The sequence below is a fragment of the Rhizobium sp. SVR5-9E genome (assembly GCF_056755095.1).
Window position 1 is genome coordinate 17,769 of sequence record NZ_JBNDHS010000076.1, and the last position, 11,739, is coordinate 29,507.

Annotated in this window: 14 protein-coding genes; 8 read left to right on the plus strand and 6 right to left on the minus strand. The window is 60.8% G+C overall.

All coding sequences use genetic code 11. The annotated features are described in order from the left end of the window. Positions 1-20 precede the first annotated feature (20 nt). Entirely contained in the window at positions 21-488 is a 468-nt protein-coding gene (locus tag ACPYOJ_RS25965; protein WP_168830534.1) for an Lrp/AsnC family transcriptional regulator, read from the minus strand. A 230-nt stretch (positions 489-718) separates the two neighbouring features. Between ACPYOJ_RS25965 and trxB the strand changes: the two genes are divergently transcribed. From trxB to ACPYOJ_RS25995, 6 genes are all read left to right on the plus strand, one after another. Then, a complete protein-coding gene (trxB, locus tag ACPYOJ_RS25970; protein WP_481418819.1) occupies positions 719-1,693 on the plus strand; it encodes a thioredoxin-disulfide reductase in 975 nt (324 codons plus the stop codon). A gap of 23 nt (positions 1,694-1,716) precedes the next feature. Next, positions 1,717-2,613, plus strand: a complete 897-nt coding sequence (locus ACPYOJ_RS25975; RefSeq protein WP_168830532.1) for a LysR family transcriptional regulator VtlR — start codon at positions 1,717-1,719, stop codon at positions 2,611-2,613. A gap of 526 nt (positions 2,614-3,139) precedes the next feature. Beyond that, complete coding sequence (locus ACPYOJ_RS25980) at positions 3,140-3,433, plus strand: ArsR/SmtB family transcription factor (protein WP_481418820.1); 294 nt, start codon at positions 3,140-3,142, stop codon at positions 3,431-3,433. 2 nt (positions 3,434-3,435) lie between these two features. Beyond that, entirely contained in the window at positions 3,436-4,602 is a 1,167-nt protein-coding gene (locus tag ACPYOJ_RS25985; protein ID WP_481418821.1) for an MFS transporter, read from the plus strand. Positions 4,603-4,630: 28 nt separating this feature from the next. Continuing rightward, positions 4,631-5,755 carry an alkene reductase gene (locus ACPYOJ_RS25990; RefSeq protein WP_481418822.1) on the plus strand — a complete coding sequence of 375 codons (1,125 nt, stop codon included), beginning with the start codon at positions 4,631-4,633 and terminating at the stop codon, positions 5,753-5,755. Between the two features lie 72 nt (positions 5,756-5,827). Next, entirely contained in the window at positions 5,828-6,631 is an 804-nt protein-coding gene (locus ACPYOJ_RS25995; protein WP_481418823.1) for an aminoglycoside phosphotransferase family protein, read from the plus strand. Here the strand turns inward: ACPYOJ_RS25995 and ACPYOJ_RS26000 are convergent. Continuing rightward, positions 6,628-7,650, minus strand: coding sequence for an NAD-dependent epimerase/dehydratase family protein (locus ACPYOJ_RS26000; protein ID WP_481418824.1), 1,023 nt, complete (start codon positions 7,648-7,650; stop codon positions 6,628-6,630). The two genes, ACPYOJ_RS25995 and ACPYOJ_RS26000, sit on opposite strands and share 4 nt — an antisense overlap. Before the next feature lie 91 nt (positions 7,651-7,741). Between ACPYOJ_RS26000 and ACPYOJ_RS26005 the strand changes: the two genes are divergently transcribed. Further along, entirely contained in the window at positions 7,742-8,656 is a 915-nt protein-coding gene (locus tag ACPYOJ_RS26005) for a LysR family transcriptional regulator (protein ID WP_481418825.1), read from the plus strand. Between the two features lie 76 nt (positions 8,657-8,732). Here the strand turns inward: ACPYOJ_RS26005 and ACPYOJ_RS26010 are convergent, their stop codons facing one another. Then, a complete protein-coding gene (locus ACPYOJ_RS26010; protein WP_481418826.1) occupies positions 8,733-9,017 on the minus strand; it encodes a DUF2188 domain-containing protein in 285 nt (94 codons plus the stop codon). A gap of 241 nt (positions 9,018-9,258) precedes the next feature. Between ACPYOJ_RS26010 and ACPYOJ_RS26015 the strand changes: the two genes are divergently transcribed. Further along, complete coding sequence (locus tag ACPYOJ_RS26015; protein ID WP_168830525.1) at positions 9,259-10,356, plus strand: calcium:cation antiporter; 1,098 nt, start codon at positions 9,259-9,261, stop codon at positions 10,354-10,356. Between the two features lie 24 nt (positions 10,357-10,380). On the opposite strand, the gene ACPYOJ_RS26020 is transcribed toward ACPYOJ_RS26015, so the two are convergent. The 3 genes from ACPYOJ_RS26020 to ACPYOJ_RS26030 all read right to left on the minus strand — a co-directional run. Next, positions 10,381-10,767, minus strand: coding sequence for a type II toxin-antitoxin system VapC family toxin (locus ACPYOJ_RS26020; protein WP_168830524.1), 387 nt, complete (start codon positions 10,765-10,767; stop codon positions 10,381-10,383). Then, positions 10,764-11,030 carry a type II toxin-antitoxin system Phd/YefM family antitoxin gene (locus tag ACPYOJ_RS26025; protein ID WP_481418830.1) on the minus strand — a complete coding sequence of 89 codons (267 nt, stop codon included), beginning with the start codon at positions 11,028-11,030 and terminating at the stop codon, positions 10,764-10,766. Before ACPYOJ_RS26025 ends, ACPYOJ_RS26020 begins: the two co-directional genes overlap by 4 nt. A gap of 100 nt (positions 11,031-11,130) precedes the next feature. Next, a partial coding sequence (locus ACPYOJ_RS26030; RefSeq protein WP_481418827.1) for an aminotransferase class I/II-fold pyridoxal phosphate-dependent enzyme occupies positions 11,131-11,739 on the minus strand: 609 nt, incomplete at its 5' end.

The following is an 11,739-nucleotide window of genomic DNA, read 5'->3' on the forward strand; positions in this document are numbered from 1 at the left end:
CGCCAACATCAGTACTGCGATTACACCTCGACCAGCCCTGAGCGCTTCACCTGCCGGATCGTCAGCATGGTGCGGACTGTGTCCACATGCTCGTTCGCCGTCAGCACCTCGATGACGAAATCCTGGAAGCGGGTCAGGTTTTCGGCGACGCAGTGGAGCAGGAAGTCGCTGTCGCCGGAGACCATCCATGCCTGGCGCACGAGCGGCCAGTTCGAGGTGGCGGCGGCAAAGGCTTTGAGATTAGCTTCCGATTGATGCTTGAGGCCGACCATACAGAAGGCGACGAGGTCAAAGCCGAGCTTCGAGCTGTTCAGCATCGCATGGTAGCCCTCGATCACGCCGGCTTCCTCGAGCTTCCGCACACGGCGAAGGCAGGGCGGCGCCGAGATGCCGACGCGGTCGGCGAGCTCGACATTGGTCATGCGGCCGTCGGTCTGGAGCTCTCTCAGGATCTTTATATCGATGACGTCGAGTTCGGCGCGAACCACGCAGTATGCCTTTCTTTAATTCCTGCCGGCCAGCTTCTATATAAAGCGGCGGAATACGCAAGAATGTTTCGCCTACATGACGGAATCTTGCACAAGAGCATGCAATGCCTTGTTGGTAATGCACGGCTGCCCTTGAATAAAAGCACTGGACGTTCATAAATGACCAGGGATCGCGAAATGGCCTTATTCGCTCAGTAGCCGCCGCGTCCTGTCAGTCGAAAGGAAATCTCATGCCCCCCCGCCATACCAAGGTGCTCATCATCGGTTCCGGCCCTGCCGGCTATACGGCTGCCGTCTACGCCGCGCGCGCGATGCTGAAGCCGGTGCTGATTGCCGGGCTGGAGCAAGGCGGGCAGCTGATGATCACGACGGATGTCGAGAACTATCCGGGCTTTGCCGATCCGATCCAGGGTCCGTGGCTGATGGACCAGATGCTGCAGCAGGCCAAGCATGTCGGCGCCGAGATCGTCAACGACCTCGTCACCGAAGTCGAGCTGAACCAGCGGCCCTTCGTGGCACGCACCGACAGCGGCCAGGTGTGGACCGCCGATACGCTGATCATCGCGACGGGTGCCAAGGCGAAATGGCTGGGCATAGAGAGCGAGCAGCACTTCCAAGGCTTCGGCGTTTCGGCCTGCGCGACCTGCGACGGCTTCTTCTACCGCAACAAGGACGTGATCGTGGTCGGCGGCGGCAACAGCGCTGTCGAGGAAGCGCTTTATCTCTCCAACATCGCGAAGTCGGTGACCGTCGTGCATCGCCGCGACGGCTTCCGTGCCGAGAAGATCCTGCAGGAACGCCTGTTCTCGAAGGAAAACATCAAGGTTCTCTGGAATACCGAGGTCGCTGAAATCACCGGCACACCGGCTAAGCCGCCGATGCCACCATCCGTTTCCGGCGCCAAGCTGCGCGATACCCGCACCGGCGCCATCAGCGAAGTCGCCGTCGACGGTGTCTTCGTGGCGATCGGTCATGCGCCGGCGACGGAACTTTTCAAGGGCAAGCTCAAGCTCAAGGACAACGGCTATCTCTGGACCGCTCCGGATTCGACGGCAACCAACGTGGAGGGGGTCTATGCCGCGGGCGACGTGACGGACGATACCTTCCGGCAGGCCGTGACTGCAGCCGGCTTGGGCTGCATGGCCGCTCTGGAAGCCGAACGATATCTGACGGGCCACATGCCCGTCGCCGTGGCTGCGGAGTGACACAGGCTATGCGGGGTGGGGGGATGCCATTGGATTGGGACAAGCTGCGTATCTTTCACGCAGCTGCAGAGGCCGGATCGTTCACGCATGCGGCCGATAAACTGCATCTGTCCCAATCCGCCATCAGCCGTCAGGTCAGTGCACTGGAGCAGGACGTCGGCACCAAGCTTTTCCATCGGCATGCCCGCGGGCTGATTCTCACAGAACAGGGCGAGCTGCTCTATCGCACGGCCCACGACGTGCTCCTGAAGCTCGAAACGGTGAAGATGCAGCTCACCGAGACGACGGAAACGCCGTCGGGCAAGCTCAGGGTCACGACGACCGTCGGGCTTGGCCAGGGCTGGCTCACCGACAAGATCCAGGAGTTCATGCAACTCTATCCGGACGTGCAGATCCAGCTCATCCTCGACAACGAGGAACTGGACGTGAACATGCGCCATGCGGACTGTGCGATTCGCCTTCGCCAGCCGCAGCAGTCCGACCTCATCCAGCGCAAGCTCTTCACCGTACACATGCACGTCTATGCCGCGCCTTCCTACATCAACCGGCATGGCGAACCGCAGACGGTCGAGGATCTGGACAACCACCGGATCATCACCTTCGGCGAACCGGCACCCAGCTACCTGCTTGACGTCAACTGGCTGGAGGTTGCCGGACGCTCCTCGGACAACAAGCGAATTCCGCATCTGCAGATCAACAGCCAGACGTCGATCAAGCGCGCCTGCCTGCTCGGCATCGGCGTCGCATGCATGCCGGATTACATCGTCGGTCGCGACCCGGGCCTGATTCAGCTTCCGATCAATGCGGATGTGCCCTCGTTCGATACCTATTTCTGCTATCCGGACGAGATCAAGAACGCCGCGAAACTCAAGGCTTTCCGGGATTTCATCGTCAGCAAGGCGAGAAACTGGAGCTTCTGACAGAGACTATGCGCGCAGCGCATGACTGGCATGCACAAAAGAGGGTTGCCGTCTGCTCATTTAAACACCATATCGCACATAGCTGATGCAGACGGTGGCTTTTCCTCCCAGTTCCACCGCATTAGCTGTTCCCCTCTGGAGGTTTTTGACCTTCATACCTATAAGGGCCCCGATCTTTCGGCGGCCCTCTTTTTTTGCCTATATTTCGCTGCGTTGCAGCATATTTTGTGCAGCGCATAGCAGGCATGCACAAAAATGCATTGAAAGCTGCCCAATAAACCACCATATCGCATGTAGCTGATGCACTTTGGTGGCTTCTCTCCCAGTGCCACCGCATTAGCTGTTCCCCTCTGGAGGTTTTTGACCTTCACACCTTAAAGGGCCCCGATTTTTCGGCGGCCCTCTTTTTTTGCTTAAAATTTAATCACAGCGTCAAATCATTCCAGCTCACACCCTCGTGACTTGCATATCGAAAATCGCCGATCCATATATCGATAAATTTCGATTTATAGATCGGCCCCAGGCGATGGACAAAGACGAGATCCTCAAGGCGCTTTCGCATCCGGCGCGGATGGAAATTCTGAATTGGCTGAAGAACCCAGAGAAGCATTTTGCGTCGCAGGAGCATCCTCTTGAGATGGGCGTCTGCGCCAGCCAGTTCGAACGCTGTGGCCTGTCGCAGTCGACCGTCTCCTCGCATCTCGGCGTCTTGCATCGCGCCGGCCTCGTCACCACCCGCCGTGTCGGCCAGTGGATATTCTACAAGCGAAACGAAGAAACCATTGCCGCTTTCCTGAAGCAGCTCTCCCAGGATCTTTAATCATGCCCCTCGCCCTTCTTGTTCTCGCCTTGAGCTCTTTTGCGATAGGCACGACGGAATTCGTCATTATGGGCCTGCTGCCGGAAGTGGCCGCAGATCTCTCCGTCACCATTCCGCAGGCTGGGTGGCTCGTCACCGGCTATGCGCTGGCTGTTGCGATCGGCGCGCCGGTCATGGCGGTCTTTACGGCCAAGCTGAAGCGCCGCACCGCGCTGATTGCGCTCATGGCCTTCTTCATCGCCGGCAACCTGCTCTGCGCCATTGCGCCGAATTACCAGGTTCTCATGATTGCCCGCGTCGTCACCGCGCTTTGCCATGGGGCTTTCTTCGGCATCGGTTCCGTCGTCGCGGCAGGCCTGGTAAGCGAAGATCGCAAGGCCCGCGCCGTCGCGCTGATGTTCACCGGCCTGACGCTCGCAAACGTCCTCGGCGTGCCGCTCGGCACGGCGATCGGCCAGGCCTACGGCTGGCGCTCGACATTCGCCGTCGTCACCGTCATCGGCATCGTTACCATACTCGGCCTGATTGCCATTCTTCCGAAAGACAAGGAGGAGGCTCAAAGCAGCCTCGTTGCTGAAATCTCGGCGCTGCGCAACGGTCGCCTCTGGCTCGCGCTGTCGACGACGGTCTTCTTTTCGGCCTCGATGTTTGCGCTCTTCACCTATATCGCGCCGCTGCTGAGAGACGTCACCGGCCTCTCTCCCGAAGGCGTCACCTGGACGCTGTTCCTGATCGGTGTCGGCCTGACCGTCGGCAATCTCGTCGGCGGCAAGCTCGCCGACTGGAACCTCGGAACGACGCTTGCGGGTGTTTTCGCCCTCATCGCGCTCACATCAATCGCCTTCAGCTATACGAGCCGCTTCTTCGTTCCGGCTGAAATCACGCTGCTCGTCTGGGCGATCGCCACCTTCGCGGCAGTCCCTGCCCTGCAGGTCGGCGTCGTCGGCTTCGGCAAGGATGCGCCGAACCTCGTCTCGACCATCAATATCGGCGCCTTCAACACCGGCAACGCACTCGGTGCCTGGGCCGGCGGCATGGTTCTCGAGACCGGCTTCGAAATGACCCGCGTTCCGCTTGCGGCTGCCTTGATGGCCCTGATCGGCCTTGGCGCGACCGCGCTCACCTATCTCTCTGCCAGGGGTAGAACAGCCCCCGCCCCCGCAGAGTGACCTCCCGCAAAAGCAAGAAAGGACTTTCATGACCAAGCTTTTCGAACCCACGCAGGTTGGCGACATTGCCGTCAAAAACCGGATCGTCATGGCACCGCTGACGCGTAACCGCTCGCCGGGCGCGGTCCCGAACGACCTGAACGTCGAATATTACCGCCAGCGCACAACGGCCGGCCTCATCATCACCGAGGCAACGGCGATCACGCATCAGGCTCAGGGTTATGCAGACGTTCCCGGCCTCTATAAGAAAGAAGCACTCGACGGCTGGAAGCGCGTGACGGACGCCGTTCACGCCGCGGGCGGCAAGATCGTCGTGCAGATGTGGCACGTCGGCCGCATCTCGCACACCACGCTGCAGCCGAACGACGGCAAGCCGGTCTCCTCGACCAATCGCGTCGCCAAGGCCAAGACTTATCTCGTCAATGCCGATGGCACCGGCACGTTTGTCGACACTTCCGAGCCGCGTGCCCTCCAAACCTCGGAAATCCCGGGCATCGTCGAGGATTATCGCAAGGCGGCGCGCGCCGCGATTGACGCCGGCTTCGATGGTGTCGAAATCCATGGCGCAAACGGCTACCTGCTCGACCAGTTCATGCGCGATGGCGTCAACGACCGCAGCGACCAGTATGGCGGCTCGATCGAAAACCGCGCCCGCTTCACCTTCGAAGTGGTTGACGCGGTGACCAAGGAGATCGGTGCCGGCCGTACCGCAATCCGCATCTCACCGGTCACGCCTGCGGGCGAAAGCTACGATTCCAACCCGCAGGCGCTGTTCACCCACGTGGTCGAAGGCCTGGCAAAATACGACCTCGCCTACATCCATGTCGTCGAAGGCCAGACCGGCGGCGAGCGCGACTTCAAGCAGGGCGCAAACCCCGCCTTCGACTATAAGGCGCTGTGCCAGGCCTATGAGAAGGCCGGCGGCAAGGCGAACTGGATGGTCAACAACGGCTACGACCGCGGCATGGCGATCGACGCCGTCGAGAGCGGCCGCGCCGACCTCGTCGCCTTCGGCAAGCCGTTCATCGCCAATCCGGATCTGGTGGAACGCCTGGAGAAGAACCTGCCGCTGAACACGCCGGAACAGGCCACCTTCTACGGCGGCGGGCCAAAGGGTTACATCGATTATCCGCTGGTCGAAAAGGCCGCCTGACATTCGGGCACGATACGAAATCCCGCCGAAAGGCGGGATTTCTTTTTCGGCCGATACCCGTAGGATGCGGCCATGTTCGAATCCTATCTCGGCCGCTGGTCGCTGACGCCGGACGGCGAGCCGATCATCACCCATTCAAGCCGCCTCCTGCCCGTGCTTTGGAACGGCAAGCCAGCAATGCTTAAACTGTCCCGCGACGGGGCCGAAAGAGCCGGCGGCGCGCTGATGCACTGGTGGGACGGCGACGGTGCGGCCAAGGTCTATGCCCATGATGAAGAGGCGGTCCTGCTTGAGCGGGCGACCGGTGGCCGTTCCCTGCTGAAGATGGCGATGGATGGCGAAGACGATGAAGCAAGCCGCATCATCTGCCACACCGTCGAAAGGCTGCATGCGCCGCGCAAGAAGCCCCTGCCGGACCTCATTCCGCTCCGCCGCTGGTTCCGGGAACTGGAGCCTGCCGCGAAAGCCTATGGCGGCACGCTTGCCGAATGCAGCGTGATTGCCGAGGAATTGCTTTCAGATCCGCGTGATCCGGTCGTCCTGCATGGTGATATTCACCACAGCAACATCCTTGACTTCGAAGAGGACGGATGGCTTGCGATCGACCCGAAGGGCCTTTTCGGCGAACGCGGCTTTGACTATGCCAACATCTTCGCCAACGAAGACCTTCCGGCAATCAGCGCGCCGGGCCGGCTGCAGCGTCAACTGCAGATCGTCTGCGCCGAAACCGCCATGGAACCAAGACGCCTGCTGAAATGGATCGCCGCCTATTCCGGGCTGTCGGCGGCCTGGTTCCTGGGCGACGATATGTCCACCCGGGCCGAAAGCCCCCTCGCCGTGGCTCGCATCGCACTCGCGGAATTGCAGCAAGCCTAGCGCGTTCCTTCGATTTGCGCGGATAACGCTTTCGCCGGCTTGCCCCGCAGCTCGGGCAGACAGCCGAGCGAGATCAGTGACGTGCGAACCGCTTCATCGATCGGCGTCTGCGGCTCGTAGCCGAGTTCGGCGACCAAGCGGTCGTTGGCCATGCGCAGCGGTTCCCTCCACAGATAGCGCATCTCATTCACCTCCCGCATGAGGCGAACGAAGGGCGCTGCCAGCGGCACGATCCACCAGGGAAAGGCACTCACCTTGACGGTGCCGCCCACGACGCGCCGCACCGCTTCGACCATCTGCTTGCCGTCGTGATCCCAGAAGCCGTCCATGTGGTAGGCGGCAAAGCGCGGCAGGCGATCGGCACGCTCGACGAGTTGCGCCATCGTCTCGGCCACGTCCGGCAGATAGGCCCACTGGTGTCCGACGCCATGCGGCGAAGGATTCTTGATGGCTGTCACGGGCTTTCCGGGCGTGACTATCTGCGAGAACCAACTGTTCGTGGTCGCGCCGGGCCCGAAGTAATCGCCCGCGCGAACGATGATCACACCCACTCCTTGTTCGGAAGCCGCTTTCAGCCGTCGCTCCATCTCGACGCGGATCGCGCCTTTCTTGGTGAGCGGATGCTGCGGGCTGTTCTCCCGCAGAACCGGAAAGGCGTCCGGGCCAAAATTGTAAACCGTACCCGGCAGGAGGATACGCGCACCCGCCGTACGGGCAGCCGCGATGGTATTGTCGATCATCGGCAGAACGAGCTTTTCCCAATCGCGATAACCCGGCGGGTTGACCGCATGCACGATGAGGTCCACGCCTTGCGCCGCACCTGCAACGTCGACGGCGTTCATCGCATCGCCCTGCACCCATTCGAAGCTGCGACGCGCCTTCACGGCGCTGGCGGTATTTCGATTGAGCGCTCTCACATGCCAGCCGCGGGCGGCGAGCTTGTCCGCAACGGAGCCGCCGATCCCGCCGGTGGCACCAAGCATCAGCACTGTCTTCCTTGCATCGTTCTGTTCGGACATTCGTGATCTCCATCTGCTGTTGCAAGAGATCTATCCGGACAGCCACCTAAACAAAATTGACGAAATTTGTGCACCTGATATACGGAAATTTATGAACGACGAGCCAAGCTGGGATTTCTACCGGACGTTCCTGACCGTGCTGCGGCTCGGATCGCTTTCGGCCGCCGCGCGCGAACTGGGTCTGACGCAGCCGACCATCGGCCGTCATATCGATGCTCTGGAGCAAGCCATCGACGCGCAGCTTTTCACCCGTTCGCCGAACGGCCTGTTGCCGACCGATGCGGCCATCACCCTTGAACCCTATGCGAAGACGATGGCTGCCGCGTCGAGCGCACTGCTGCGTGCGGCATCGGACCAGCGCGACACGGTGGCAGGCACGGTTCGCATCAGCGCCAGCGAAGTCGTTGCCGTCGAGGTTCTACCGCTGATCCTCGCCTCTCTGCAGGAGAAGTATCCCGACCTCGAGATAGAGCTTTCCGCTTCGGATGCCATTGAGGACCTGCTGAACCGCGAAGCCGACATCGCCGTGCGGATGGCAGAGCCCACACAGGATGCTCTGGTCGTCCGACCTATCGGCGACATACCGCTCGCGTGCTACGCCCATCGGCGCTATCTGGAACGCTATGGCACGCCGCACAGCTTTGACGATCTGAAAACTCACCGCCTGATCGGCTTCGACCGTCAAACCGCCTATGTCCGGACGCTGATGAAGCGTTTTCCGATCGCTGAAAGCATCGAATTTTCCTTCCGGGCGGACAGCAATCTGGCGCAACTCGCCGCCCTTCGCGCCGGCATCGGCATCGGCCTCTGCCAGACAGGGCTCGCTGACCAACATCCAGATCTGATCCGCATCTTGCCCGGCGTTCTTGACATGCATCTCGGCGCATGGGTCGCCATGCACGAGAATCTGAAGACGTCGCCGCGATGCCGGGTCGCCTTCGACGCACTTGTCGGGGGGCTGCAGGCGTATCTGAAGAGAACTATCGGCAATAAGCCGCCGCTATGAAGCAGGCCACTACACCGGAATGCGGTCGCAGCACCTTAGGCGAGATCGCGGAGCGGAGGCTTTGAGATATTGCAGCTCAGGCGCCGGGAGAAGCATCGGCGGAACTGCCACCCTTCCACCTGCTATCGACGACTTCAGTCTCCGGACGATCGCCGCCTTCGGCATATTCCTCGTGCCACTTGCCTTTGTCGTCCTGCCAGCTGATCTCGGCGGAATCGCCGCCGACCTGCTGTTCGGCCGCGACGATGCGGGCCGCCTCCAGCGCTTCGGCATGCGATGGGAATGCTTCGGAATAGACCACTCCCAGCCGGTAAGCCCAGCCACCGTCGTGGGGAACGACCTCGTAAACCACCTTAATCATGCGCCTCTCCTTTTTTGCCTAACGGTCCTTATCAAGGAACAGCCAGATGCGTCCGGACTGCATCCGGTGCCATCGCGGCGGCAAGGCGAGAAACTGGGCGCGCCGCGATTATTCCGGCTGACCAATGCAGTCAGTATTCCATTAAACGCCCCAGACTGCAAATTAGCCCCGAAGCATATTCGCTTGATCCGGAAAATCATCGACTTAGATCTTGCACTGGATCATAGCAGGAGCCGGAACCTTGAGGATTGCATCACGCCTTCAAGACGAGAAGTTCCTGCTTGCGGGGCTTGCCGTCGCTTTCGCTGCATACCCACTCGAGCACGTGATCACGGAGATGGGCCGCGGCATCACACTAGTCGCCGCGGCGGCTCTGGTCGGCATGATCGTGCTTGCCTCGATGCGCGTTGCCCATCACGCCGAAATCCTCGCCATGAAGGTTGGGGATCCCTACGGCACGATGATCCTCACGCTGTCGGCCGTGGCCGTCGAAGTGATCATCCTCGCCATCATGATGAGCGGCGAGGGTTCGCCGACGCTCGTGCGCGACACGATCTATTCGGCCCTGATGCTCGATATCAACGGCATCCTCGGCCTCGCGGCACTGCTCGGGGGCCTGAAGCATGGGGAGCAGCCCTATAACGATAATTCCGGGAAAACCTACGGCGTCATGATCCTGACCGCCATGGGCATTTCCATGATCGTTCCGGAATTCGTACCAGCCGGCAAGTGGCACTATTATTCTGCCTTCACGATCTTCGCCATGATCGCGCTGTACGGCCTCTTCCTGCGCATGCAGGTCGGCCAGCACAGCTATTTCTTCAGCTACAGCTACCCGCGTGCGGACCGAAGAAAGGAGAATCCCGATGAATACCATGCGGAGGAGACCACCTCCGTATCGATTGCCGCCATCCTGGCCGGCGTCATCATCATCGGGGCGCTCGCCGAATTCATGTCGGCCTTCATGACGGAGGGGCTGCGGGATACCGGTGCCCCGGTCGCCATCACCGCCATTGTCGTTGCTGCGATTTCAGCCGCCCCGGAAATCCTGACGGCGTTGCGGGCGGCCCTGCGAAACCGCATACAGGCAACCGTCAACATCGCCATGGGCGCTTCACTATCGACCGTCATCCTGACAGTGCCGGTGATGGAATCGATTGCGCTTTATACCGGCCAACCCTTCATCATGGCGATGACGCCCGTGCAGACCGTCATGGTGATGATCACCCTCATCGCGGCGGCCATCAACCTCAACGACGGCGAAACCAACGCCATCGAAGGCATGACCCATTTCATTCTGTTCGCGACATTCCTGATGTTGTCGGCGCTAGGGCTTTGAAGCTGGAGCCGGGGCAAAAGCAGATCAAAATTTCAACGCCAGCGGGTGGTCCGTCAGCGCCCGGTCGATCGTCACAAGCTGCAGGCCTTCGACCTGGCATTGGGCGAGCAGAAGGCGGTCGAAAGGGTCGCGGGTGTCAGGCTCCGGCTCGGCCGCGGTTATGACGTGGCTGACATCAATCCCGAGGAGCGCCAATCCTATTTCCTGAAGTGATTGCGCCATATCTTCGAGGGGCATTCCGGGATCGAGCTTGCCCAGCCTTGCCTTGATCGCCGTTTCCCATAGACTCGCAACACTGACAAAGCCGACTGTTTTTGGATCGCTTAATAGGGCTGCGACATCGGGAAACCGCTGCCCGACATCCTTCCGCAGGATCGCAAGGACAATGTGCGTGTCGAGCAGCAGCCTCATGGCTCAGGCAGAGGCCTGAGGAGAAAATCCTCCGGTAGAGGATCATCGAAATCATCAGCTATGAAGGGCACGGGATTGGTAATGCCCCTTGACCGGAGGTAAGCTTGGCCAGCCTCCAAATTCAAACCACCGCGCGGCTTGTGCGGGACGAGATCGAAGACTGGGCGGCCGTTGCGCGTCACGACGATCGTCTCACCGTCCTCGACCTCACGGGCGAGTTCGGTCAGCCTGTTCTTGGCATCGCGGATGGACACGGTCTTCATGCTGCAAATGTAGCCACTTGTGGCCACATTGTCAATTCCGGCAACAAAAAGCCCGCCGTTTCCGGCGGGCTTCGATCGATGCCGGCTCTGCTGCCGTTATTTACTTGCAGGCGCCGCAGAAGCGCTGGATGCGGCGGCAGGCTTCTTCCAGGAGGTCTTCCGAGGTCGCGTAGGAAATGCGGAAGTTCGGACCGAGGCCGAAGGCCGAGCCGTGGACGACGGCGACGCCCTCGGATTCAAGGAGTTCGGTGACGAAATCCTCGTCGGTCTCGATGACCTTGCCGGACGGCGCGGTCTTGCCGATGAGGCCCTTGCACGACGGATAGACGTAGAAGGCGCCTTCCGGAACAGGGCAGGAAATGCCCTTGGCCTGGTTCAGCATGGAGACGACGAGATCGCGGCGGCCTTCGAAGATCTTCTTGTTCGCCGGAATGAAGTCCTGTGGCCCGTTCAAGGCCTCGACGGCGGCCCATTGCGCGATCGAGGTCGTGCCCGAGGTCTGCTGGCCCTGGATCATGTCCATCGCCTTGATCAACTGCAGCGGGCCGGCGCCGTAGCCGATGCGCCAGCCGGTCATGGCATAGGCCTTGGAGACGCCGTTCATCGTCAGCGTACGGTCGTAGAGGCTGGGCTCGACCTCCACCGGTGTCGCGAACTTGAAGTCACCATAGGTCAGGTGCTCGTACATATCGTCGGTCAGCACCCAGAC

What these genes read in the sequence shown, in the direction of transcription:
- ACPYOJ_RS26010 (WP_481418826.1), bottom strand. Translation starts at nt 9,017, where the DNA reads ATGATTAAGGTGGTTTACGAGGTCGTTCCCCACGACGGTGGCTGGGCT.
- ACPYOJ_RS25980 (WP_481418820.1), top strand. Translation starts at nt 3,140, where the DNA reads ATGGACAAAGACGAGATCCTCAAGGCGCTTTCGCATCCGGCGCGGATG.
- ACPYOJ_RS25990 (WP_481418822.1), top strand. Translation starts at nt 4,631, where the DNA reads ATGACCAAGCTTTTCGAACCCACGCAGGTTGGCGACATTGCCGTCAAA.
- ACPYOJ_RS26005 (WP_481418825.1), top strand. Translation starts at nt 7,742, where the DNA reads ATGAACGACGAGCCAAGCTGGGATTTCTACCGGACGTTCCTGACCGTG.
- ACPYOJ_RS26000 (WP_481418824.1), bottom strand. Translation starts at nt 7,650, where the DNA reads ATGTCCGAACAGAACGATGCAAGGAAGACAGTGCTGATGCTTGGTGCC.
- ACPYOJ_RS25975 (WP_168830532.1), top strand. Translation starts at nt 1,717, where the DNA reads ATGCCATTGGATTGGGACAAGCTGCGTATCTTTCACGCAGCTGCAGAG.
- ACPYOJ_RS26020 (WP_168830524.1), bottom strand. Translation starts at nt 10,767, where the DNA reads ATGAGGCTGCTGCTCGACACGCACATTGTCCTTGCGATCCTGCGGAAG.
- ACPYOJ_RS26025 (WP_481418830.1), bottom strand. Translation starts at nt 11,030, where the DNA reads ATGAAGACCGTGTCCATCCGCGATGCCAAGAACAGGCTGACCGAACTC.
- ACPYOJ_RS25985 (WP_481418821.1), top strand. Translation starts at nt 3,436, where the DNA reads ATGCCCCTCGCCCTTCTTGTTCTCGCCTTGAGCTCTTTTGCGATAGGC.
- ACPYOJ_RS25995 (WP_481418823.1), top strand. Translation starts at nt 5,828, where the DNA reads ATGTTCGAATCCTATCTCGGCCGCTGGTCGCTGACGCCGGACGGCGAG.
- trxB (WP_481418819.1), top strand. Translation starts at nt 719, where the DNA reads ATGCCCCCCCGCCATACCAAGGTGCTCATCATCGGTTCCGGCCCTGCC.